General features: G+C 63.6%; 21 protein-coding genes and 1 pseudogene. 8 read left to right on the top strand and 14 right to left on the bottom strand.

The annotated features are described in order from the left end of the window. Positions 1–3: 3 nt before the first annotated feature. From HX866_RS25690 to HX866_RS25670, 5 genes are all read right to left on the bottom strand, one after another. Positions 4–1,356 (bottom strand): 3-oxoacyl-ACP reductase, encoded by a 1,353-nt coding sequence (locus HX866_RS25690; RefSeq protein ID WP_177123921.1) that lies wholly within the window; start codon positions 1,354–1,356, stop codon positions 4–6. Between the two features lie 34 nt (positions 1,357–1,390). After that, positions 1,391–3,916 carry an acyl-CoA dehydrogenase gene (locus HX866_RS25685; RefSeq protein WP_177140641.1) on the bottom strand — a complete coding sequence of 842 codons (2,526 nt, stop codon included), beginning with the start codon at positions 3,914–3,916 and terminating at the stop codon, positions 1,391–1,393. 233 nt (positions 3,917–4,149) lie between these two features. After that, complete coding sequence (locus HX866_RS25680) at positions 4,150–5,169, bottom strand: branched-chain amino acid aminotransferase (RefSeq protein ID WP_177097660.1); 1,020 nt, start codon at positions 5,167–5,169, stop codon at positions 4,150–4,152. A 166-nt stretch (positions 5,170–5,335) separates the two neighbouring features. Further along, positions 5,336–6,415, bottom strand: a complete 1,080-nt coding sequence (locus tag HX866_RS25675) for a diguanylate cyclase domain-containing protein (RefSeq protein ID WP_371318779.1) — start codon at positions 6,413–6,415, stop codon at positions 5,336–5,338. Between the two features lie 61 nt (positions 6,416–6,476). After that, positions 6,477–7,412 carry an NAD(P)/FAD-dependent oxidoreductase gene (locus tag HX866_RS25670; protein WP_177140640.1) on the bottom strand — a complete coding sequence of 312 codons (936 nt, stop codon included), beginning with the start codon at positions 7,410–7,412 and terminating at the stop codon, positions 6,477–6,479. A gap of 140 nt (positions 7,413–7,552) precedes the next feature. On the opposite strand from HX866_RS25670, the gene HX866_RS25665 reads away from it, so the two are divergent. From HX866_RS25665 to HX866_RS25655, 3 genes are all read left to right on the top strand, one after another. After that, complete coding sequence (locus HX866_RS25665; protein WP_177125258.1) at positions 7,553–8,038, top strand: RrF2 family transcriptional regulator; 486 nt, start codon at positions 7,553–7,555, stop codon at positions 8,036–8,038. After that, positions 8,035–8,379, top strand: coding sequence for an FKBP-type peptidyl-prolyl cis-trans isomerase (locus HX866_RS25660; protein WP_177104257.1), 345 nt, complete (start codon positions 8,035–8,037; stop codon positions 8,377–8,379). The genes HX866_RS25665 and HX866_RS25660 overlap by 4 nt, the downstream gene beginning before the upstream one ends. 96 nt (positions 8,380–8,475) lie before the next feature. Continuing rightward, on the top strand, positions 8,476–9,315 hold the full coding sequence (locus HX866_RS25655) for an NAD-dependent protein deacetylase (RefSeq protein ID WP_177140639.1): 840 nt from the start codon (positions 8,476–8,478) through the stop codon (positions 9,313–9,315). Here the strand turns inward: HX866_RS25655 and HX866_RS25650 are convergent, their stop codons facing one another. Further along, on the bottom strand, positions 9,316–9,903 hold the full coding sequence (locus HX866_RS25650) for a hydrolase (RefSeq protein ID WP_177104253.1): 588 nt from the start codon (positions 9,901–9,903) through the stop codon (positions 9,316–9,318). Positions 9,904–10,006: 103 nt separating this feature from the next. Here HX866_RS25650 and HX866_RS25645 point away from each other — a divergent pair, with 103 nt between their 5' ends. Continuing rightward, positions 10,007–10,621, top strand: coding sequence for a TetR/AcrR family transcriptional regulator (locus HX866_RS25645; protein WP_177140638.1), 615 nt, complete (start codon positions 10,007–10,009; stop codon positions 10,619–10,621). A 99-nt stretch (positions 10,622–10,720) separates the two neighbouring features. Here the strand turns inward: HX866_RS25645 and HX866_RS25640 are convergent, their stop codons facing one another. Further along, positions 10,721–11,422 (bottom strand): glutathione S-transferase N-terminal domain-containing protein, encoded by a 702-nt coding sequence (locus tag HX866_RS25640; protein ID WP_177097547.1) that lies wholly within the window; start codon positions 11,420–11,422, stop codon positions 10,721–10,723. Positions 11,423–11,575: 153 nt separating this feature from the next. On the opposite strand from HX866_RS25640, the gene HX866_RS25635 reads away from it, so the two are divergent. Then, on the top strand, positions 11,576–11,800 hold the full coding sequence (locus tag HX866_RS25635) for a YgdI/YgdR family lipoprotein (RefSeq protein WP_177097548.1): 225 nt from the start codon (positions 11,576–11,578) through the stop codon (positions 11,798–11,800). A 16-nt stretch (positions 11,801–11,816) separates the two neighbouring features. Here HX866_RS25635 and HX866_RS25630 read toward each other — a convergent pair whose 3' ends face one another. From HX866_RS25630 to lexA, 4 genes are read right to left on the bottom strand one after another with little or no spacing between them, the layout of a single operon-like run. After that, positions 11,817–14,897, bottom strand: coding sequence for an error-prone DNA polymerase (locus HX866_RS25630; protein ID WP_177140637.1), 3,081 nt, complete (start codon positions 14,895–14,897; stop codon positions 11,817–11,819). Beyond that, positions 14,894–16,312, bottom strand: coding sequence for a Y-family DNA polymerase (locus HX866_RS25625; RefSeq protein ID WP_177140636.1), 1,419 nt, complete (start codon positions 16,310–16,312; stop codon positions 14,894–14,896). Before HX866_RS25625 ends, HX866_RS25630 begins: the two co-directional genes overlap by 4 nt. A gap of 6 nt (positions 16,313–16,318) precedes the next feature. Then, positions 16,319–16,951: a translesion DNA synthesis-associated protein ImuA gene (gene imuA / locus HX866_RS25620; RefSeq protein ID WP_177140635.1), complete on the bottom strand. Its 633-nt coding sequence runs from the start codon at positions 16,949–16,951 to the stop codon at positions 16,319–16,321. Next, the gene (gene lexA, locus HX866_RS25615; RefSeq protein ID WP_177097552.1) at positions 16,948–17,568 is read right to left on the bottom strand and encodes a transcriptional repressor LexA; all 621 of its coding nucleotides are present in this window, start codon (positions 17,566–17,568) and stop codon (positions 16,948–16,950) included. The genes imuA and lexA overlap by 4 nt, the downstream gene beginning before the upstream one ends. A gap of 345 nt (positions 17,569–17,913) precedes the next feature. Here lexA and HX866_RS25610 point away from each other — a divergent pair, with 345 nt between their 5' ends. Both HX866_RS25610 and HX866_RS25605 read left to right on the top strand, forming a co-directional pair. Continuing rightward, on the top strand, positions 17,914–18,171 hold the full coding sequence (locus HX866_RS25610; RefSeq protein WP_177097553.1) for an Os1348 family NHLP clan protein: 258 nt from the start codon (positions 17,914–17,916) through the stop codon (positions 18,169–18,171). Between the two features lie 201 nt (positions 18,172–18,372). Then, positions 18,373–19,521 (top strand): aKG-HExxH-type peptide beta-hydroxylase, encoded by a 1,149-nt coding sequence (locus tag HX866_RS25605; RefSeq protein WP_177140634.1) that lies wholly within the window; start codon positions 18,373–18,375, stop codon positions 19,519–19,521. A 21-nt stretch (positions 19,522–19,542) separates the two neighbouring features. On the opposite strand, the gene HX866_RS25600 is transcribed toward HX866_RS25605, so the two are convergent. Then, complete coding sequence (locus tag HX866_RS25600; protein WP_177140633.1) at positions 19,543–20,559, bottom strand: succinylglutamate desuccinylase/aspartoacylase domain-containing protein; 1,017 nt, start codon at positions 20,557–20,559, stop codon at positions 19,543–19,545. 115 nt (positions 20,560–20,674) lie between these two features. Here HX866_RS25600 and HX866_RS34465 point away from each other — a divergent pair. Beyond that, positions 20,675–21,214: pseudogene (locus tag HX866_RS34465) on the top strand (TetR/AcrR family transcriptional regulator); the annotation flags it as partial. On the opposite strand, the gene HX866_RS25595 reads toward HX866_RS34465, so the two are convergent. Together HX866_RS25595 and HX866_RS25590 are read right to left on the bottom strand one after the other, a co-directional pair. Then, complete coding sequence (locus HX866_RS25595) at positions 21,170–22,174, bottom strand: DMT family transporter (RefSeq protein ID WP_177140632.1); 1,005 nt, start codon at positions 22,172–22,174, stop codon at positions 21,170–21,172. The pseudogene HX866_RS34465 and the gene HX866_RS25595 sit on opposite strands and share 45 nt — an antisense overlap. After that, on the bottom strand, positions 22,174–22,872 hold the full coding sequence (locus HX866_RS25590) for an ABC transporter permease (protein ID WP_177140823.1): 699 nt from the start codon (positions 22,870–22,872) through the stop codon (positions 22,174–22,176). Before HX866_RS25590 ends, HX866_RS25595 begins: the two co-directional genes overlap by 1 nt.

The following is a 22,872-nucleotide window of genomic DNA, read 5'->3' as shown; positions in this document are numbered from 1 at the left end:
CATTCAGGCCCCCAGCAGGCTTTGCCCGCAAACGCGGACCACCTGCCCATTGATCCCGCCGGAAGCCGGATGCGCCAGCCAGGCAATGGCTTGCGCCACATCCTCGGGCTGTCCGCCCTGGGCCAGGGAGTTCATCCGGCGTCCCGCCTCACGGATCAGCAACGGAATCTTCGCGGTCATCTGGGTCTCGATAAATCCCGGCGCCACCGCGTTGACCGTCACCTGCTGGCGTGCCGCCAATGGCGCCAGGCCCTGCACCAGGCCGATCACCCCGGCCTTGGAAGTGGCGTAGTTGCTTTGCCCGAGGTTGCCGGCAATCCCGGAAATCGACGACACGCCGATAATCCGCCCACCGGGATTGATCGCCTGCCCCTCGAGCAACGCCGTGCTCAGCCGCAGCGGCGCCGCCAGGTTCACCGCCATGACCTTGCTCCAGCCGGCCTCGGTCATTTTCGCCAGGGTCTTGTCCTGGGTGATTCCGGCGTTATGGACCACGATATCGAAAGCGCCCTGCTCACCGGCGAATGCCAGCAGCCGTTCCGCCGCCTGGGGCGCGGTGATGTCCAGGGCCAGCGCGGTTCCCCCCAGGGATGCCGCAACGCTCTGCAACTCGCTTTCCACGGCGGGGATATCCAGGCAGACGACCTGGGCCCCCTCGCCGGCCAGCACCTGGGCGATGGCCAGGCCGATGCCACGGCAGGCCCCGGTGACCAGGGCCCGCCGTCCGCTGAGCGGTTTGTCCCAAAGAATGTCCCTGGGCACGTCCACCGGCTCGGCGATCCGCACCACCTGACCCGAGACAAAGGCCGAGCGCCGGGACAGGAAGAAGCGCAGGCTGCTGTCCATTTCCGCTTCGGCACCGGGTTCGACATACAGCAGTTGCGCGGTGATCGCCCGCCGCAACTCCTTGCCCAGGGACCGCACGAAACCCTCCAGGGCCCGCTGCGCCACCGTCTGGCCGAGGGTCGCGCAGTGTTCCGGCGGCGTGCCGAGGACCAGCACCCGGCCCTGGGCGCTCAGGCGCCGGACATTGGCGTGGAAGAAACGATACAACTCGTCCAACTGCTGCACATCACTCAGGCCGCTGGCATCGAACACCAGCCCGCGGACCTTGACCGTGGACGGCGCATCGATGCTCGCCGGTACCGCGGCCACGGTCTCGGTGGCGGCGAAGATCCGTTGCAACTCGCCCAGCAGGCGGCCCTGGGACCCCGCCGCCAGCACCACCGGATTGAGCAGGTTGCCCGCCTGGCCCGGGCGATAGCGTTGCAACGCCTGGGGTTGCGGCAGACCCAGGGTCCGAGCCAGCCAGTGGCCCCAGGGGGTATTGACGAATGAAAGGTAACCGTCAGCCATGAATAGATTCCGATAAAAACCCGAGAAACATCATTTAAACCGGGCTGCCCGCGGCCACCCGACGCTTGCCCAGGCTCTTGTCGGCCTGATCGATATGCGCCTGGCGCCGCTGCAACGCCTCCAGCAGACCAAAATCCTGGGGAAAATCATCCACCTGGATCCCATGGTCGGCATATTCAACATAGCGGCCGAGCAGCTCCCCTTCCTCACCGCTGATCAGTTGCGCGGCCAGGGCCTGGGTCCGCCAGGCCACGAACGCCTCGCGGGAGAACGGCAATGGCGCGATGCTTCCCTGACGGACCGCCGGTTTCAGGCGGGTCTCGATCAGTTCAACCTGGGGCAGCAAGCGGAACGCCAACTCACCGTAGGCCAACTTGTCGATATCCGCTCCCGGGATATAGGAGTCGGCCAACAGCCGATCACGGCTCTCGCCAGGGGTCTGCACCAATTCGGCGACCTCGGCCAGCAGCCGGTCAGAGGGTTTGACCAGGGCAATGCCGAACGGGAACGCCAAGCCGCGAATCAATCGGCAGGCCGCTTTCGAAGGATAGTTGTCGAGGGTTTCGCCCAAGGCTTCATGGGCTCGCCACAGGGCGTCCTGGGCAGCCCAGTGCACCAACGGCAGGTCCGCGCGGGGCCGCCCGTCATCCTCGAAGCGCTTGAGGACACAGGACAGGATGTATAGCTGCGAGAGGATATCGCCGAGTCGTCCGGTGATGCTTTCCTTGCGTTTGAGCGCACCGCCCAGCACGCCCATGGAAATATCCGAAACCAGTGCCAGCACCACCGACAGGCGCTCGATCTGGCGGTAATAAGCGGCCAGCGCCGGCTCGGTTTGCGCAGGAGCCTTGAGCAGCCGGCCGGCCGTCAAGCCGTGCACCACGGCCCGGATCGTATTGGCCAGGACAAAGCCGATATGCCCGAACATCGCCTGGTCGAAGGCCTCCGCCCCCTCAGGCCCCTGGCGTCGGGCCGCTTCCATTTCACGCAAGACATAGGGATGGCAGCGAATCAGCCCCTGGCCGTAGATGATCAGGCAGCGGGTCATGATATTCGCGCCTTCCACCGTGATGGCAATCGGGCTTTGCTGGTAGGCCCGGGCCAGGAAGTTGTTCGGCCCCATGCAAATGCCCTTGCCGGCGGCGATGTCCATGCCGTCGTTGACAATGATCCGGGCCCGTTCGGTCACGTGGTACTTGGCGATGGCGGAGATCACCGAGGGTTTCTCGCCGGCATCCAGGGACGCCACCGAGACCTTGCGCACCGCATCGCAGGCATACAGATGCCCGGCCATGCGTGCCAGGGGCGCCTGCACGCCTTCGAACTTGCCGATGGGCAGGCCGAATTGCTTGCGCATCGCGGCATAAGCCGTGGTGCCGCGTACGGCCACCTTGCCCAGGCCGACATTCGCCGAGGGCAGCGAAATCGCCCGTCCGGCGGCCAGGCACTCCATCAGCATGCGCCAACCATTGCCGACCTGCTCGCGACCACCGATCACCCAGTCCAGGGGAATAAACACATTCCGGCCCTGGGTCGGACCGTTCTGGAATACCGCATTGAGCGGCCAGTGCCGACGACCATGCTGCACCCCCGGGTGGGACGTGGGGATCAGCGCACAGGTGATCCCCAGGCTGCCCGGGCTGCCCAGCAGGCCGTCCGGGTCTTCGGCGCGGAACGCCAGGCCGAGCACCGTGGCAATCGGCCCCAGGGTGATATAGCGCTTGTCCCAGGTGACGCTGAAACCCAGCACTTCCTCACCTTCGAACGTGCCTTTACAGACCACTCCGAGATCGGGAATCGCCCCGGCGTCGGAACCGGCGTAGGGGCTGGTGAGGGCAAAACAGGGAATATCCTCACCCCGGGCCAGACGCGGCAGATAGTACTGGCGCTGGGCCTCGGTGCCGTAATGCAGGAGCAGTTCGGCCGGACCCAGGGAGTTGGGCACCATCACTGAGATCGCTGCCGCCGAACAGCGGGTCGAGAGCTTCATCACCACCTGGGAATGGGCATAGTGGGAGAACCCTTTGCCACCGTATTGCCGGGGAATGATCATGCCGAGAAAGCCGGCATCCTTGGTGTACTGCCAGGCCTGGGGCGACAGGTCCTGCCAGACCTGGGTGGTTTCCCAGTCGTTGGCCATGTCGCAGAGGGTTTCCACCTCGTTGTCGAGGAAGGCCTGCTCCTCCGCGCTCAGGCGCGCCGGTGCTGCACTCAACAGACGCTCCCAGCGCGGCTTGCCGCTGAACAGCTCGGCGTCCCACCAGACGGTGCCGGACTCGATCGCCGCGCGTTCGGTGTCGGACATGGCCGGCATGACCTGGCGAAACAGGACCAGGGCCCTGCGTGAGAGCAAGGCCCGGCGCAAGGGCCTGACCGCCAGCACCAGCGCCGGAACCAGGGCCAGCAGCCCGCCGATGGCCGTGCCCAGTGGCCCGACCACGCCGAACAGATAACCGCCGGCCAGCCAGACCAGCACGCCCGCCAACCAAAGGCGCGCGGGCGCCTGCCGATACCCCAGGGCCAAAGCCCCCACTACCGCCAGCAACAACCAGAAAGTCATGAGCACACCTCTTTGAACAGTCAGGAGAAACCACGGGCACTGATCGCGAATCGCGCCTTGGGTCGGCCATCGCCATGCCGACCCGCTGGTCCTACCTTACAAAGAATAAATATAATTTAAAATTATTTTTTAAAATAAATATTTAATCCTACTGAAAGACGCGCACAAAAAAGCCCGACCTGATTGCTCAGGTCGGGCTCTTCAAGACTGCCCGGATCAGGCCGTCATAGGCTTCAGACCTTGACGATCCAACCCGCAGGGGCTTCGACGTCGCCGGTCTGGACACCGGTCAGCTCGTTGTACAGACGCTGGGTCACCGGACCGACTTCGGTCTCGCTGTGGAACACGTGCAACTGGCCGTTGTACTCGATGCCGCCGATCGGCGTGATCACTGCGGCAGTACCGCAGGCACCGGCTTCCTTGAAGTCGGCGAGCTTGTCGATCAGCACGTCACCTTCGATGACCTTCAGGCCCAGGCGCGATTCAGCCAGTTCGATCAACGACAGACGGGTGATACCCGCCAATACCGAAGGCGATTTCGGCGTAACGAATTCGTTGTTCTGGGTGATGCCGAAGAAGTTGGCCGAACCGACCTCCTCGATCTTCGAATGGGTCAGCGGGTCCAGGTAGATACTGTCGGCAAAGCCACGCTTCTTGGCCTCGGCACCCGGCATCAGGCTGGCGGCATAGTTGCCACCGACCTTGGCCGCACCGGTGCCTTGTGGCGCGGCACGGTCGTAGCTGGAGATCACGAAGTTGTGTGGCTTCATGCCGCCCTTGAAGTAGGCGCCGACCGGAATGCAGAAGATCGAGAAGATGAATTCGGGCGCGGTACGCACGCCGATGTTGTCGCCCACGCCGATCACGAACGGCCGCAGGTACAGCGCGCCGCCAGTGCCGTAAGGCGGGATGAAACGTTCGTTGGCGCGAACCACCTGCTTGCAGGCTTCCATAAACACATCGGTCGGTACATGCGGCATCAGCAGACGCGAGCAGCTGCGCTGCATGCGCGCGGCGTTCTGGTCAGGACGGAACAGGTTGATCGAACCATCCTTGCAGCGATAGGCCTTCATGCCTTCGAAGCACTGTTGACCGTAGTGCAGCGCGGTCGAGCCTTCGCTGATGTGCAGGACGTTGTCTTCGGTCAGCGCACCGTTGTCCCACTCGCCGTTACGGTAGTACGACAGGTAGCGCTTGTCGGTCTTGACGTAATCGAAACCCAGCTTGTCCCAGTTAATGCTTTCCTGACCCATGGCATCCTCAATCATCTGATAACCGCCTGATTCGCTCAGGCTTATGACATTTTTTTCGCAGACCCACACAATACTCTATTCAGGCAGGAAATCGCAGCCTGGGCGACGCGCATGTCCTACATGCGTTTATGCCCGGTCCGTCATGCTGTACCCCAGTTGGGGGTCGTCAGTCGGCATGCACCGCCGAGACGGCCTGGTGCCCGAAGCGGTATTGATTGTTGCCACTGCGCTTGGCTTCGTACATCGCCAGGTCGGCGGTATGGATCAGTGTGTCCATGCTCGGTGCATGGTCGGGGAATACCGCCACACCCAGGCTGCAACCGATCTGCGCCTGGTGATCGCCAAGACTGATCGGCATCGACAGCTCGACGAGGATTTTCTCGCACAACGGATGAATCTCATCCGACAATCCGCTGTCCCGTTGCGCCTGCCCTTCGAGGACCAGCACAAACTCATCGCCACCGATGCGGGCTACGGTGTCCGAGGTCCGCATCAGGTTTTTCAGGCGGGCTGCCGTGGTGATCAGGATCCGATCACCGGCGGCGTGGCCGTGGGCATCGTTGATGTTCTTGAAGCCGTTGAGGTCGAGAAACACCAGAATCACCCGGGTGGCCTCCGTGCGGGCACGCTCCAGCGCCCTGGACAGACGCTCTTCCAGCACCAGTCGATTGGGCAGTCCGGTCAGTGCGTCGTTGTGGGCCAGGGTGTGCAACTGGCGAGCCCAGGCTTTTTCCTCGGTGATATCACGCACCACGCCCATCATCTTGATCGCCGAGTCATGGACGTTCTTCACCACATTGCCGGTCTCGCGCAGCCAATGGACGCTGCCGTCCGGCCAGATCACTCGGTATTCCTCGTCGTGGTTCTCACCGGTCTCGATGCAACGCGCCTCCCCGGCCCTGACCCGGTCCCGGTCTTCGGGGTGCACGCTGGCGCAGAACAGTTCGTAGGACGGGGTCACCTCATCCACCTTGTAGCCGAACATGCCGTAGATGGCCTCCGACCAGTAGAGTTTTTCGGTGTCGACGTCCCAGTCCCAGGTGCCGATGCGGGCAAAGTACTGGCTGCGCTTGAAGCGCTCGATATCATCGCCGGTGTCGAACCGCCGATTGCATTCGGTCAGTTGATGCAACTGCGCCCGACACTCGGCCAGTTCCCGACGGGCCTCGCGCTCATGACGTAGCAGCACCCAGATCAACGCGATCATGGGCACTGCGACAACCGCCTCGATCCATGAGGTCATCATTGAACAGCAGGTACGTTGAACATGGGCATGGAACTAATAAATGGCCAGTGGCTATCTTAATTCACGCTGAACGTGTGCCCATGTTTTTTTGGTGGGCCGAGGTTTCGGCGATCAACGACTGGTGAACAGCAAAACCTGCCATGACCCCGGCGGCGGCCGCGAATGTCGCATTGTGCATCGGGCTGGCGGCATCGCCGGCGGCAAACACCCCCGGCACGCTCGTCTCCTTGCGCTCGTCGACCCGGATATAAGCGCCCTGGGGGCCTTCGTCGAACAGACAACCCAATTGCTCCGCCAGTGGGCTGGCCATCTGGGTTTTCGGCCCGGTGAACAGCGCCTGGACCTCGATCACCCGACCGTCGCTCAAACGCACCGCCTCAAGCGCCGGTGCCTGCCCCAGCAGCTCGACCACCGGGGTCCGCTCGATCCGCACGCCTCGTGCTTGCAGATGGGCCAATTGCTCGGCGTCGGGTTCATGGAGCCCCTGGGTGAAATACACCGTCGGGCCCCAATCGGGGATCATCCCAGCCTGATGTGCGGAAAGCGGCATGGTGGCCAGCACGCCCAGGGAACGGTCGCGGACTTCATAACCATGACAGTACGGGCAATGCAGCACCGTGCGGCCCCAGCGCTCCGGCAAACCGGGAATCGCCGGCAACTCATCACGCAAGCCGGTGGCCAGGATCAATCGGACCGCCCGCTCTTCCCGGCCATCAGCCAGCAGCACGGCAAACCCGGCGTCGACCGGGCGCGCCGACACCACCTCCCCTTGCACGAATTCGACGGTCGGATAATCCAGTAGCTGACGCAACGCCTCGTCCCGGATCACCTGGGGTGACTGCCCGTCCTGGCCGAGAAAACCGTGGACAGTCGCCGCAAACCGATTACGCGGCCGACCGGAATCGATCAACAACACCCGCTGCCGGGCCCGCGCCAACTGCATGGCCGCCGACAACCCGGCAAAACTGGCCCCCACCACCACTACAAAATGCGACATGAGCAGAACTCCTCGTGGATCGAACTTACGAAACTTTATAAGTTACGTAATAGACTTCCGTCAACTCCTGTAACTCATCTTGTTACGGACGGTCGACTTTGCTATATCTGCGCTCTGTTTTTCACCTGCGAAACCGCCCCATGCGCAACGACAGCCGCCTTTCCCGCATGCTGCACGTGTTGATCCACATGGATCAGCACGACCAGCGCACCACTTCCGAGACCATCGCGCAGATGCTGCGCACCAACCCGGTGGTGGTGCGGCGGACCATGGCCGGGCTGCGGGATCACGGTTATGTGCACTCGGAAAAAGGCCACGGCGGCGGCTGGACCCTGGCCCGGCCCCTGAGCGAAATCACCTTGCTGGATATCCATCGGGCCCTCGGCGCCCCCGAAGTGTTTGCCATGGGCCTGTCGCGGGAAGAACCGCAGTGTCTGGTGGAACAGGCGGTCAACGCCCGGCTCACCGATGTCCTGCAGGAAGCCGAAGCCCTGCTGATCACGCGCCTGGGGCAAGTGACCCTGGCCGAGCTGGCGAGTGATTTCGACCAGCGCCTGGCGCAGAAGCGCCTGGAAAACCCTGATTTGGAAATCCTGCATGGGTTACCCACCCTGGAGAAGTCATGAGCAACACTGAATTGCAGGTGACAGACCTGCTGGAAGGCGACGGCAAGGTCGTGGTCAAGGGCGCACTGATCACCACGCAATACCGTGGTTTGCTCGAGGATGGCAGCGAGTTCGACTCGTCCTACAGCCGTGGCAAGCCGTTCCAGTGCGTGATTGGCAGCGGTCGTGTCATCAAGGGCTGGGATATCGGCCTGATGGGCATGAAGGTCGGCGGCAAACGCCAACTGTTCGTACCGGCGCACCTGGCTTATGGCGAGCGCGGGATGGGCTCGCGGGTGGCCCCGGGCGCCGACCTGACCTTTGAAATCGAACTGCTGGAAGTGCTGACGCGGGACGATTGAGCACGCCTGCGGCTATCCTTGAGCTTCGCTCACGACGACACGCACGGCCCGGCCCCATCAGCGCCGTGCCCGCCGCTCGATAACCGGAGATATCCCATGCCCGACCCGCAGGTCAGCGCGGCCCTGGAAACGCTCTTGCCACTGATGGCCGAACAGCCCTTTCTGGTGCTTACCGGCGCCGGTATCAGCACCTCCTCCGGCATCCCGGACTACCGCGACAGCGACGGCGTACGCCGGGGCAAGCCGCCGATGATGATCCAGGAGTTCCTCGGCTCGCCCCAGGCCCGCCGCCGCTATTGGGCCCGGGCCATGCTCGGCTGGCCACGGGTGCGCATGGCCCGGCCCAACGCGGCTCACCGCGCCCTGGCCAGCCTGCAGGCGCAACAGCACCTCAGCGGCCTGATCACCCAGAACGTCGACACCCTGCATGACCAGGCCGGCAGCCATGATGTGATCGAGTTGCATGGCAGCCTGCACAAGGTCCTCTGCCTGGATTGCGCGGCCCGCCTGGAGCGTGATGCCGTCCAGCTCATGCTGGAGGCGCAGAACCCTTATCTCACAGGGGTCGAAGCGGTCCAGGCGCCCGACGGCGACACCCTGCTGGACGCCGCCTTCGAGTCGCGCTTCCAGGTGCCCCGCTGCCCGCAGTGCGATGGCGAGCGCTTGAAGCCCGACGTGGTGTTCTTCGGCGAAAACGTTGCCCCGCTCACCGCCGCCAAGGCCTTGGCCAGCGCCGAGCAGGCGGCGGGGCTGCTGGTGATCGGCTCCTCGTTGATGGCCTATTCGGCCTTTCGCCTGTGCAAGCTGATGGCCGAGCGCGGCCTGCCACTGATCGCCATCAACCTGGGCAAGACCCGCGCCGATGAGTTGCTGGACTTCAAGTTCGAAGCCTCGTGCGAACAGTTGCTGCCGCTGCTGGTCGAGCGCCTGGGCTGATCAGCAACTGATGGGCAGCGCTTCGATCAGTGCCTGGGTCGAACGAACCCGGGCAATGCGCGGCATGACCTTTTCCATGGAGAACCGGTGGGTCTCTTCACCCAGGCCGGAACAGGCATCCTCGGCAATCACCACGGCGTAGTTGTGGTGCCAGGCATCCCGGGCGGTGGACTCGACGCCGGAATTGCTGGCGATCCCGCAGACAATCACCGTGGTAATCCCGCGACGACGCAATTGCAGGTCCAGTTCAGTGCCGTAGAAGGCGCTCCAACTGTGCTTGGTGATCTGCACCGGGGCGTTCAGGGCGGCAATCGCGGGGGTCAGCAGCGCCCAGTCTTCCGGCAGGCCACCCGCTGGCACGGCCATCGGCATATCCACCGGCTGGTTGAGCTTGTCGGCGTAATCACTGGCAAAACCCACACGCACAGCCACCACCAAACCGCCCGCCTGGGCCAGGTGCGCACCGAGCCGCGCCGCCCGCTCGGCGACCGCTTGCGAGGCATGGGGCGCCACCGGCATGGCCATGATCCCCTGCTGCAGATCGATGATCACAAGGGCACAGGTACGAGGATCGAGCGTAAGCGACATGATGATCTCCTGATCGACGGGCATCGGCTTGCGCAACCCGGCAAGCACGAACGTCAAAGCTGCGGTTAGAATATGAGGATAGCCTCACAACAAGGATATGAGGATGCCCTCACAAACTTCAAGTAAAAAAAATGTCAGCATCCACACGCCACGCCTGGAACGCGGCAAGCAGCGTGTGGCCGACCTGATGATAGCGGCGGCCCAGGTCTTCGCCGAACGCGGCTATGACGCGGCCACCATGACCGAAGTGGCGGCCCTGGCCCAGGCATCGATTGGTTCGCTGTACCAATACTTCCCCACCAAGGCGCTGTTGGCGCAGGCCCTGCACAACGCTCAGTTGGATGCGCTCCGAGGCCGGCTGGAAAGCCTCGCGCAGCAGGCGCCCGAGCTGAGCCCACGGCAGACCGCCGAACGGATACTGGAAGAGTTGTCGCTGTTTCTGGAAGAAAACCCGGCATTCGTCGCCCTGGCGGAGCGCCGGGATATCGACAAGGCAGCCAAGGCCGTGACGCGCTCAGGCTTGCTCGCACTGCTGGCCGGGTTGTTGGCCCTGGCACAACCGCCCCTGCCGACGGAGCGCCATGCACTGACGGCGGTGATGCTGCTGGAGCTGATGAAAATCAGCGTATCGCTCAAGGCCGGTGAGTCCCCCGAGATCGCCGAGGGCGTGGTCCAGGCTTTCAAGAACATGCTCGGCCAGCACCTGGACGCGCTGTAGGTATTGCCGGAGCCGGCAAACCCGCACCTGGGTCAACAGGCCCTTCCCGCCTCCGGTCACGCGTTTGCCCGCCCTGGGTGACAGGGCTGGGCGATCGCCTTATGCCGATGGAATCGTCAGGCCCTTGATCACTGCCGGGCGGGCGACGAACTGTTCCAGTGCGCGAAGCACATGGGGGAAATCCTGGATGCCCACCAGATCGCCGGCTTCATAGAAACCGATCAGGTTGCGGACCCACGGGAAGGTCGCGATGTCGGCAATGCCGTAGTCGTCACCCATGATCCAGCGGCGGCTTTCCAGGCGCTGGTCCAGCACACCCAGCAGGCGCTTGCTCTCGGCGACGTAACGGTCGCGCGGGCGCTTGTCCTCGTAGTCCTTGCCGGCGAACTTGTTGAAGAAACCGAGCTGGCCGAACATCGGCCCGATACCGCCCATCTGGAACATCACCCACTGGAGGGTTTCATAACGCCGGGCCGGGTCCTTGGACATGAAACGGCCGGTTTTCTCGGCCAGGTAGATCAGGATCGCCCCGGACTCGAACAACGGCAGCGGCTGGCCGTCGGGACCGTTGGGGTCAATGATCGCCGGGATCTTGTTGTTGGGGTTCAACGCCATGAATTCCGGCGTCAGCTGGTCATTGGTGGAGAAACTGACCAGGTGTGCTTCATACGGCAGGCCCAGCTCTTCGAGCAGGATCGAGACCTTGACGCCGTTGGGCGTAGGCAACGAATAGAGCTGGAGACGGTCTGGATGTTGTGCAGGCCATTTATGCGTGATGGTGAACTCGGAAAGATCAGTCATGGAAAGCTTCCAGCCAGCGTTAGGGAATGCGGCAACGGGTCAGGACCATCCACCCGTCCGGGCGCTGATTATAGGCACAGCCAGTGGCCGTGCCTGTAGCGTCGGGCCTGAGATTTTTCATCCGCCGTCAATCACTGAAACAGAGAGGACATCATGTATCTGAAAAACCTCAGCCTGCCGTTACTGGCAGCAGCAATTCTGACCCTGGCGGGCTGTTCCACGCCCACCGTGGTGACCTTGCAGAACGGCACCCAGTACTTGACCCGGGACACACCCGAAACCCACTCCGCCGACGGTTTTTATGAGTTCAAGGATATTTCCGGCAAAGAGGTTCGGGTCAAGGCCTCCGATGTGGCGACGGTGAAACCGAAGGATTGACGCCGAGCGCCGGGTTTCAGCGAAAATCCCGACTGCGCACGGTAATGTCCGTCAGCAGTGAACCCAGGTCGCTCAGGCGTCCGGCAATCACATGTCGGACGTCGCCCTCGGTTTCCAGGCGCCCGTCGACTTTCAGCAACTGCGCGCCCACCAGCACTTGCCGTTGCCGCTCGGCCAGGTCGCGCCAGACCACCACATTGACGTTGCCGAATTCGTCCTCGAGGGTGACAAAGGTCACCCCACTGGCCGTGCCCGGTCGCTGGCGTCCCGTGACCAGGCCGACAATGCTCACCGGCCGTCCGTGCTCAACCTCCAGCAACTCCCGTGAACTGCGGCAACGCAGGGCTTTCAGTTGACCGCGCAACAACGCCAGCGGATGCGGCCCCAAGGTCGTGCCGAGACTGGCGTAATCCGCCTGCAAGTCCTCGCCGACACTTGGGCGCGGCAACAGCACCGGGGTTTCGGCGGACCTCGACAACCCGGCAAATAAACCCAACTGCGTTTCCACCCCAGCCACTTCCCAGCGGGCCTGATAACGGTCGCCCGCCAAACCGCGCAAGGCACCGGCATCGGCCAGCAGTTCCTGGGCCCGACTATCCAACCGCGCCCGCTCGCCCAGGTCGGCGATATCCTCGAAGTCCCCCACCCTGCGCGCCGCTTCGATCCGCCGTGCATCCTCCTCGCGCAACCCACGAATCATCCGCAAGCCCAGACGCAGCGCCGGCTGCGGGCCATCCGTCGGTTCCAGGCTGCAATCCCAATCGCTGGCCCGCACGTCCACCGGACGGATCTGCAACTGATGCCGCCGGGCATCCTGGAGTATCTGGTCCGGGCTGTAGAAACCCATCGGCCAGCTGTTGATCAGCGCACAGGCAAAGGCCGCCGGTTCATGGCACTTCAGCCAGCAACTGGCGTAGGTCAGCAAGGCAAAGCTGGCGGCATGGGACTCGGGAAAACCGTAGCTGCCAAAGCCCTTGATCTGCTCGAAGATCTGCGCGGCGAACTCCGGCGCATAACCGTTTTTCGCCATCCCCTTGGCCAGCCGCAGGCGGTGCGGCTCAAGTCCGCCATGGCGTTTCCAGGCGGCCATGGAGCGGCGCAACTGATCGGCTTCACCCGGGGTGTAGTCCGCCGCCACCACCGCGATCTGCATGACCTGCTCCTGAAACAGCGGCACCCCCAGGGTACGTTTCAGGACCTCCTCAAGTGCCGGAGAAGGATAGGTCTCGGGCTCCTCCTGGTTTCGCCGCCGCAGATACGGATGCACCATGCCGCCCTGGATCGGCCCCGGCCGGACAATCGCTACTTCGATCACCAGGTCGTAGAAGTTCTTCGGTTTGAGCCGTGGCAGCATCGACATCTGCGCCCGCGACTCGATCTGGAATACGCCGATGGTGTCGGCCCGACCGATCATCGCGTAGGTCGGTTCATCGTCCGGCGGCAGGCTCGCCAGGGTCCAGCGCGGCCCGCCGCGATACTGCTGGACCAGGTCGAAACAGCGGCGCAGTGCGCTGAGCATGCCCAGGGCCAGGACATCGACCTTGAGCAAACCGACCTTGTCCAGGTCGTCCTTGTCCCACTGGATGATGGTGCGCTCGGCCATGGCGGCGTTTTCCACCGGGACCAGGGTATCCAGTGGCTGCTCGGAAATCACGAAACCGCCCGGATGCTGGGACAGGTGCCGGGGAAAACCGATCAGTTGCCGGGTCAGCCCCAGTACCCGACGCAGCACCGGGCTGTCGGGATCGAAACCGCTTTCGCGCAGACGTTCCGGCGCCGGCGGCTCATCGCTCCAGTGGCCGCAGGCGTCGGCCAGGGCATTGATCTGATCCGGCGGCAGGCCCAGCGCCTTGGCCACATCCCGCACCGCCCCCGCACCGTGATAGGTGCTGACCACCGCCGTCAACGCCGCCCGGTTCCGGCCATAACGCTGGAAGACGTACTGCAAGACCTCTTCGCGGCGATCGTGCTCGAAGTCGACATCGATATCCGGCGGCTCGTTGCGCTCACGGGAGAGGAAACGCTCGAACAGCATATGGGTGCGATCCGGGTTCAGCTCCGTCACGCCCAGGGCGTAACAGACCACCGAATTTGCCGCCGAACCACGGCCCTGGCAGAGAATGCCCTGCTCGCGGGCGAAGCGGACGATATCCTGCACGGTCAGGAAATAACTGTCGTAATTCAGCTCGGCGATCAGCCCCAGCTCGTTTTCGATCAGGTCCCGAGCCCGGGGGCTGATCCCTTCCGGCCAACGTCGATGGATACCCTCCTCCGTCAGATGCCGCAGCCAGGACGCCGGGGTCTGCCCTTGCGGCACCAGCTCACGGGGATACTGGTAGCGCAACTGGCCGAGATCGAAGGTGCAGCGTCGGGCAATGACCTGGGTCTCGGCCAGCAAGGCCGGCGGATAAACTCCGCGCAAGGCCTCGAGACTGCGCAGATGCCGCTCGCCATTGGCATGCAGTTGCTGCCCGGCATCGGCCACCCGGGTGTGCAGGCGAATGGCGGTCATGGTGTCTTGCAGGGCGCGCCGGGCCCGCACATGCATATGCACATCGCCGCTGGCCACGGCGGGAATCGCCAGTTCACCGGCCAGGGCCAGCAAGCGCGCCAAACGCCGTTCATCGTCCTGGCCACAATGCAGTTCCACCGCCAGCCACAGGCGTTCGGGAAAACGCTCGCGCAACCAGCGGCCATCGGCTTCGGCAGGGGGCTGCCCGGGCAACCATAACGCCAGCAGCCCCGACAATTCCTCTTCGAAGTCCGCCCGCAGCACTTGATAACGGCCTTTCTCCGCACGCCGCCGGGCCTGGGTGATCAATCGGCAAAGGGCCTGGTAGCCCAGCAGATCTTCCACCAGCAAGACGATCCGAGGCCCATTCTCGATCTGCATTTCACTGCCGATGATCAACGGCAGGCCGCTCTCCTGGGCGGCCTGCCAGGCCCGGACAATCCCTGCCAGGGTGCACTCATCGGTAATCGCCAGGGCTTGATAACCCTGCTCCTTGGCGCGTTCGAACAACTCCTGGGCACTGGAGGCCCCGCGTTGGAAACTGAAGTTCGACAGGCAATGCAACTCGGCATATTCGCCACTCATGCGAACCAGCCCTGCAGCAACAACGGGCCGCTTTCCCCCACCGTTCGATAGGCCCAGGCGTGGCGGCCGGCGCGGGTCTCGATCAGGTAATAGTCGCGGCGTACATCGGCGCCATCCCACCAGCCCGATTCGATCCGCTCCGGTCCCAGCAGGACTCGCGCGGCCTGTTCGGGCAATGGCAACGGCGCCTTGAGCAGCCAACCGGGGCGCAACGGGCCGACGGCGGCCAGGGGCTCGGGGCTGTTCGCCGACAGCGCTTGCCAGGCACATTCAGGGCGGTGATCGGCCTGGAAACGCAGGCCTTGTACCGCGTCATCCCCCAGCCGGGCGCGCAAGCGTTCGCGCAATTGCTCCCAGGGCAAGGACTGTTGCGGGCGCTCGTCGAAGAGTTCGCGGTGCTGCGGGACAAAGGCCGGCAAGTCCTCGGCCTCCAGGCGAAAACCGCGTACCGCCGACTCGACCTGGACCTGCTCCAGCCGCCCACGGGCCAGTTCGAAAAGCATCAAGGGATCACGCTCGGCACTCAGCAGGCCGACCTTGATCCGTGTCTCCGCGCACCCGGCATGTTCCAGGATCAGCTCGAAGCGCTGTACACCGCTGTCACGCCCACAGAGAAACGCCGACAGGTCCCCGGTCAAACGGCGCAAGGGAAACAGCAAGGCCTGATTCGAGGTCACATCAAAATTCAGCTCGATCCTGGCCGCAAAACGATCCGGCGGCAGGTAGAACGCCAGGGCCAGAGGTCGCTCACCGAGCAGGGTGTCGAGGTGCTTGAGCAGCGACGCCTCGAAACGCCGGGCCAGACTCTGCCGGGGCAAGGCCAGCACTTGCTCCAGGGTCCGCAGGCCCATGCGCGACAAGGCCGTGGCCGCCTCCTGTTGCAACCCGACCCGGTCGATCGGCATCTGTCCCAGGGCCTGGCGCAAGGCCCCGTCGTCCGCCAAGGCCAGGCCATCGTAGGCATTGGCCAGGACCCGCGCCGCCGCCGGATTGGGCGCGACCACGATCCGGTGGCGAAAACCCAAACCGCTCAACTCTTCGCGCAAGCGCGCTTCCAACTGCGGCCAAGGCCCGAACAGGCCCAGGCTGGATTCGATCTCGAACAGCAAGGCTCGCGAATAACACAGGCTGACCTGGGAGCTGAAGCGATAGGCCCAGGCGGCGAGAAACTGCTGCCACTGCTCGATTTCGGCGTGATCGTATTCGGCGCTGGCAAAGGCCTTGGTCAAGGCATGGGCGGCGGTCAGCGATTGTCCGGGGCGCAGGCCCAACGCCCGTGCCGCGGCGTTCACCGCCTGCACCACCCGACGTTGCGGCGAGCCCGTCAGCAGCGCCAATGGCGCTTCAGGTTCAAGGGTGCGGCGCAGCACACCGTCCAGTGCCAGTTGCGGAAAAACAATACAGACCCAACGCATACCGCCTCAATGCCCTGTATTGAAGGCAATCGGTGCCGAATGGGCCAGCCCGCCGCGGCACTTGAGCACCCGCAACTGCCCGGGCCGGCCCTCGACGGCAATCCGCAGGGCCGCCGGCGACGGATTGATCGCCTCTTCCAGCGAGCGATAGGCAAAGGCCAGGGTCTGACCGCTTTCCGCCGCCACCTGCAAGCGCCGCAAGGCCCGGTCATCGGCCTGTTGCGGCCAGCACAGGACCGCGCCGCAACTGCCGGAGCGCAGGCACTGTTCAGCGGCCCACAAGGCATCGCGCGGTGCCGCCTGGATCACCGATAACTGCCGCAGATCCACTCCCGCACTCAACCACGCCTGGGGATAGGGCACATGGGGCGGCGCCACCAGGACGATCCGCTCGCCCCGGGCCGACAACCGCGCCAGGGTTGGCCAGACCAGTTGCAACTCACCAACGCCCTCCCCGGCGATAAGGATTTCCGTCAGCGCCGCCGGCGGCCAGCCGGCACCGGGCAAGGCCGCGTCAAGGGCCGCATGGCCGCTGGGCTGGCGATCGGACTGCGGCTCGGCCAGCGGCGCAACCGCCCGGCCTTTCCATACCCGCCGCTCATCCAGCAGCGTATCCAGGGCCACCACCGCGTCCCTCATGCCGGCCGCACCAGACCGCAGAACACGCCTTCGATGCTCAGTTCCTGATGCTCGGGATCGACCACGATAGGTTCATAGGCCGGGTTGCGCGGTAACAGGCGGATACCCGTGGCCGTGCGCTCGAAACGCTTGATGGTGACCTCGCCTTCCAGCCGGGCCACGACGATCTGGCCGTTGCGCACCTCGCCCGTGCGGCGTACCGCAACCAGGTCACCGTCGAGAATGCCATCACCGATCATCGAATCGCCCTGCACCTGCAGCAGGTAATCCGGCGCGCGGGAAAACAGCGCCGGGTCAAGCAGCAGCCGGCGATGCTCCTGGGCATCGACATCGATCGGCCGGCCCGCCGCCACCCGCCCCAGCAACGGGATATCCAGCAACTCGGCCCGGGGTGCCTGATCGAGCAGGCGGATGCCCCGCGCCTGGTGGGCGTTGACCTCGATAAAACCGCCCTCGGCCAAGGCCACCACGTGCTTGCGCGCCACGCTGCGGGAGGCAAAGCCAAAGGCCTCGGCGATCTCGGCAAGGCTCGGGGGCTGGCCGTTACGCACGATGCGCTCGCGGATAAAGGTCAGGATGGCGGTACGGCGGGGGCTTAAAATCGTCATGGAGTACATTTGTACTCCTGTGGGATTTTCCTGACAAGAGCCATTAGTCGAGACACGGGCTCACGCGCCCTGGCTCCACGAAAGCGAATGGCCTGGCCGGAACGAAAAATTTGATACTCGCTCTTCATGTATGAATAGAACTACGGAACTATCTTACTTATAAAAAACTGCAAACCCTTTCAACAGAGACAACCCAATAACTTGCAGATTCGCTCATTTAAAACTTCCAGAAAATTAATAAGCACATATTGAAAAATGGAATCATCTTGCTATATTCACTCGGGCATCGCCCCACTGAAAACAGCCACAGGCCTGCTTCCTTATAAAAACTTCAATTATTACCCGGAGACCGCCATGCCTTATTCCAATAAAAACCATCAGGGACATCTCGCTATCCTTCTGGGTCGCGCAACCAGGGACGCGTCATTCGCCACCGAGTTGCAGGCAAACCCGATTGCTGCCGCCAAGGACCTTGACATCACCTTGCGCATCGACGAGGTGGTGGCGCTCAAGGGCCTGGATCTTGTCCAGTTGGCGGCGGCCTCGAACACCCTGCGCAGCCCTCTCGCGGCCCATGCCAACGTTGACCCGCAACAGGCTCGAACGAATTAAACCTGTGGGAGTGTCCTTGCTGTATTACCCACCGAATGATCGCAACGTTCCTGTTACAGCCCATTGAGTCAGTTGCTAACAGTCAGTTATTGATTCTCGCCCCCGGACACTGCCAACACTTCAAACTTCTCTATCTCTCTTTCTTGAAGGAGGGTTACTGCGCGCTCGTCATTCACCCAGTGATAGATCAAGGACACCGACATGACCACCCGACTGCAATCCCAGCTCGACGAACTGTTCCAATACAACACGTTTTTGCCCGACGCCACGCCGGACCGTTTCCACCGTTTGCTCGATCGGCTCAGCCAACAACGCTACAGCACCTTCGCGGCGCTCTATGCCGAATGTTTCCAGCACCTGGAGGGCAGCCCCAAGCTCAACCCGTTTTTCTCCAGCGCGGTGCACCTGATTCTCCTGCCGGTTGCCCAACGCCGCCTGATCATCAACGATCCGGTCTTCCAGATCTGGGTCGCCCTGACGTTTCAACAGGCCAATGCGGTCTTGACGGACCTGACGCGCGACAGCGCATCCCTGCAGGAGATGCTCCTGGAATTGCCGGCGATCCTGCAACGCATCACCCAGACCGCGGTCGATCACAAGTACTCGAACCATCCGCCGATCCGCCGCTTCAACGTCGATCCGCTGATCGCCGCCGCGACACCGCCCAGCTATGAATTCCCCGAAGACGAAAACACCCGCAAGCACCTGGAGCGCACGGGTTACTCCATCCATTTCTTCCGCGACGTGCTCAGCGTCGCCCTGTCGCGCATCGCCAACACCTGGCCGGCCTGCTACGAGCAGTTCCGGCACCTGGTCAAGCTGATCTGCTACTTGCCCGACGGCACCTTCCGCAGCTGTTCGGCGGCGCGCTACACCGGCGTCATCCTGCTTTCGGCCAAGGACCATTCGATTCTTGATATCGAAGAATCGCTGGTCCATGAAACCACCCAGCAACTGCTGTACAGCCTGGTCGAGGTCTGCCCGATCATCGACGAGCAACGCGCCGGGGAACGCCTGTACAGCCTGCCCTGGTCCGGCCTGCAGCGCGATCTCCAGGGTTATGTCCATGCGTTCTTCGCCGCGCTCGCCCAGGTCAAATACCTGGAGCGTGTGCGCCAACGCCCGGCCGTGGAAATGCAGCGGGCCGAAGAGCGGATGCTCGACATTCTGCGTGGCCTGCTCAAGGCCCTGCCGGAAATCGAGAGCTGCGAGGCGTTCACCCCCCGGGGCCGGACCCTCATGGACAATCTTGCCCAGGAAGTGCACGCCCTGCGCAGTCGCCATGCCGGCCTGCTGAGCCGTTCAAGCACGACGACAGGCAACAAGCCGGCCCTGGGCATGGTCGTGTAAAAACCTGGGTGGGCGGGGAGCCTAGTTGGGATCGAGCAACCCGCCCGTCCAGTTGTGCGACACCCGGCTGCCAGTGAATTTCGCCACCACCGAGCCTTGTGCGATCAAGCGGTCCCGGTGGCGGGTGATCATTCGCCCGGCCTGGGCCGCCAGCAGGATCACCTCGGACGATGCGTCTCCGGGGCGCCCGACGATCCGGGCAAACCGCTGCCCCTCTTCGACGAAGTCGCCCAGTTCCTTTTCGAAAACCAGGACCCCGGGCCGAGGCGCCAGAATCGTCTCCATATGTCCCATCTCCACCGCCTGCACCGGCCAATCCACCAGCGACGGCGCCTCGTCGATCACCCCGACGGCACACAACCAGGCGTACAGGCCGTCGGCATCCTGCCCGGCCAGGTGATCGCTGACATCACCCTGTCCACGCAACTCCAGGGTGGCGGCAAAGCGCTGCGCGGTATCGCCGTCACGCAGCCAGGGGGCGATAAGGGTTTCCTCGAAGGAACCATCACCGCCGTCATCCCAGATAATCGCCAGGTCCATCTTCAGCGCTGCCGCCAGAGCCCGGCCCCTGGGCCAGAACGCACGGTGGATATAGACATAGGGCAGTGCCTCGTCGTCGGTATGCAGGTCGAGCACCAGGTCCGCCGTGGCCGCCAGTTCCACCAGGCTTTTCTGCCAATGCTGGACATTGGTTGCGGACCGCACCAACGCCTGCGACTGGTCGAATGAGCGATTGAAGTTCTGCCCGGTGGCCTCATGAAAACGTCCGAGAATCCGCCCATGGCGAAATTGCCCGATACCCAGCGGGTTGGCTTGGGGCACCAGGGTCACGCGGCCCTTGAGGCGGCCCTCGGACTCGGCCTGGCAAAGGCGCGGCATCAGCAAGTGCAGCACCAGCATGCCGGCGATTTCATCGGCATGCACCCCGGCCTGCAAATGCACTGTCGGCCCGTCGCCGCGCCCCTCGAAACGCCAGGCACCAACCCGCAGGTCCTCGCCGTTATTGCCTCGAACACTGAACGAAACATCCTGCGCCATAGCCTTGCCCTCCTCTCATAAACGTTGAAAATCAATCCGTCGCCAGCCCCAACAGTGGAAATTGAACGTACGTTCAACTAAGCTCGCCAACCTGGCATCGAAACCAAGGATTCCCGTGAGCACCGACACCCGAAAATTTCGCCGCGCCGAACCCGACGAGCGCCGCGACCTGCTGATCGCCGCGGCCCTGCGCTGCCTGGCCCGGGACGGCCATGCGGGGATTTCCGTACGGCGTATCGCCACCGAGGCTGGGGTCTCCGTCGGCCTGCTCAACCATCATTTCGGCAGCATCGACGCGCTGATCGCCGACACCTACCACAAGCTCGCCAGCGAACTGACCAGCACCCTGCTCGAAGAGGTCCGCCAAGCCGGCAGCGCCGCCGAAAAGCTCGAGGCCTTCCTGGTCGGCTCCTTCTCGCCACGGGTCATGGACCCGCAATTGCTGGGGGTCTGGGTGGTGTTCTGGAGCCTGATCCGCCACTCCGAACACGTCAGCCAATCCCATGAAAAAAGCTACCGCGCCTACCTCGACCTGATCCGCCAACTGCTCGATGACCTGGCCAGCGCCGAAGGCTTCACGATTCATGACAGCCGCCTGGCCGCCATCGGCCTATCGGCGATGCTCGACGGACTCTGGCTCGAGTGGTGCCTCAACCCCGAGACCTTCAGTCCCGCCAACGGCTTGCACATCTGCCGCTGCTGGGTAAAGGGGTTGCGTCACGGAGCATTCGGCACCGACGACGTCCTGTGAGGCGTGTCGGCCGAAGACCATCGCCAGGGTGCCGCTGAGGGCAATCAGCCCCGCACCGATGATCAGCGACATGTCCATCAGCGTGCCCCAGATCAGGCTCGACAGCAGGAATGCCCAGATCAGCCCGGTGTATTCGAACGGGGCCAGCAAGGTCGCGGTGGCTCGCTGGAAACTGGCGAACAGCAGGAACTGGCCGATGCCCCCCACCAGCCCGGCGCCGAGCATTCCCAGCCAGGCCGGGGTCGATGGTGGTGTGTGGGTCCAGGGCAACGCCAGGGCCATGCAGATGACAAACACCCCGTTGGTGATCAACATCTGTTCCAGCACCGAGGTCTGTTCGTCCACCTGTCGCAGCTGGATGTAGGTAAAGGCCCAGCACAGCGCCGCCAGCAGCGTCAGCACGATGGGCCAGGGGTTGCTCATATTGCTCGGGCGACAGGCGATCATCACGCCGACAAAACCGATGATCAGGGTGAACCATTGCCAGCCCGTGGCGCGTTCCTTGAGGATCAGCGCCGCGAGCACCGTGACCATGATCGGTGCGGAGAAATACAGGGTGGTCATTTCCGCCAGGGTCAGGTCCCGCGCCGCCGTGTAATACAGCAGCCAGGCGACGATCGAGAGCAAGCCGCGCACCACCAGCAGGCGTCGGCTCGGCGACTGCCAGGCGCGCCGGACCAGGCGCATGCGCCCGGCCAACAGACAGGCCGCGACCACCACCAGACCGCGCCAGAACAGCACGGTGACCACCGAATAATCCGCCACCAGCCACTTGATGGCGGCGTCCTGCAAGGCCAGGAAGGCATAGCCCAGCGTGCACAGGCCGATGCCCTGCAACGAACGATCAACCCCTGGCGTCTTCATTACACCGACCTGCGCATCGGCGTTCCGCGCCGTTCGGCAAAGGCAAACAGCGCCTCGATCAGAAAGGTCAGGCAGACATAGACCCCGGCCACCAGCAACAACGGCTGGTAGACCTGCAACGTCTGCGCCCGGACCACATTGGCCGCCCCCAGCAGGTCGATCACCGCAATGGTCGACGCCAGCGCCGTGGACTTGAGCAGCATCACCGTCTCCCCGGCCAGGGTCGGCAACAGCAAACCCATGGCCCGTGGCAAACGCACCCGCCACAGCGACTGCCGTAGGGTCATGCCAAAGGCCGAAGCCGCCTCCATTTCACCCTTGGGCACCGCCAGCAGCCCACCGCGAATCACTTCGCCGACATAGGCGCCCACCGACAGCACCAGGGCGAACACGATGTACCAGTAACCGTCCCGCAGATACGGCCAGAGGAAACTGCCGCGAATCAGTGGGAACTGGGCGAACAAGCTACCCAGCCCGTAGTAGAAGATGTAGATCTGGATCAGCAGCGGCGTCCCCCGCAGCACGCTGGTGTAGAACAGGCTGGCCTTGGCGACCAGGCGGTTTTTCGACAACCGGGCCAAGGCCACCAGTACCGCCAGCCCGAACCCCAGGAGGCTGGAGATCAGCAACAGGCTGAGGGTCGTTTGCAATCCGCGGCCCAACAATGTCGCGTATTCGAGTGTCCACTCTGGAATCAT

This window comes from Pseudomonas gingeri (genome assembly GCF_013386165.1).
GTDB lineage: Bacteria > Pseudomonadota > Gammaproteobacteria > Pseudomonadales > Pseudomonadaceae > Aquipseudomonas > Aquipseudomonas gingeri_C.
This window is presented reverse-complemented; position numbering and strand designations above follow the sequence as displayed.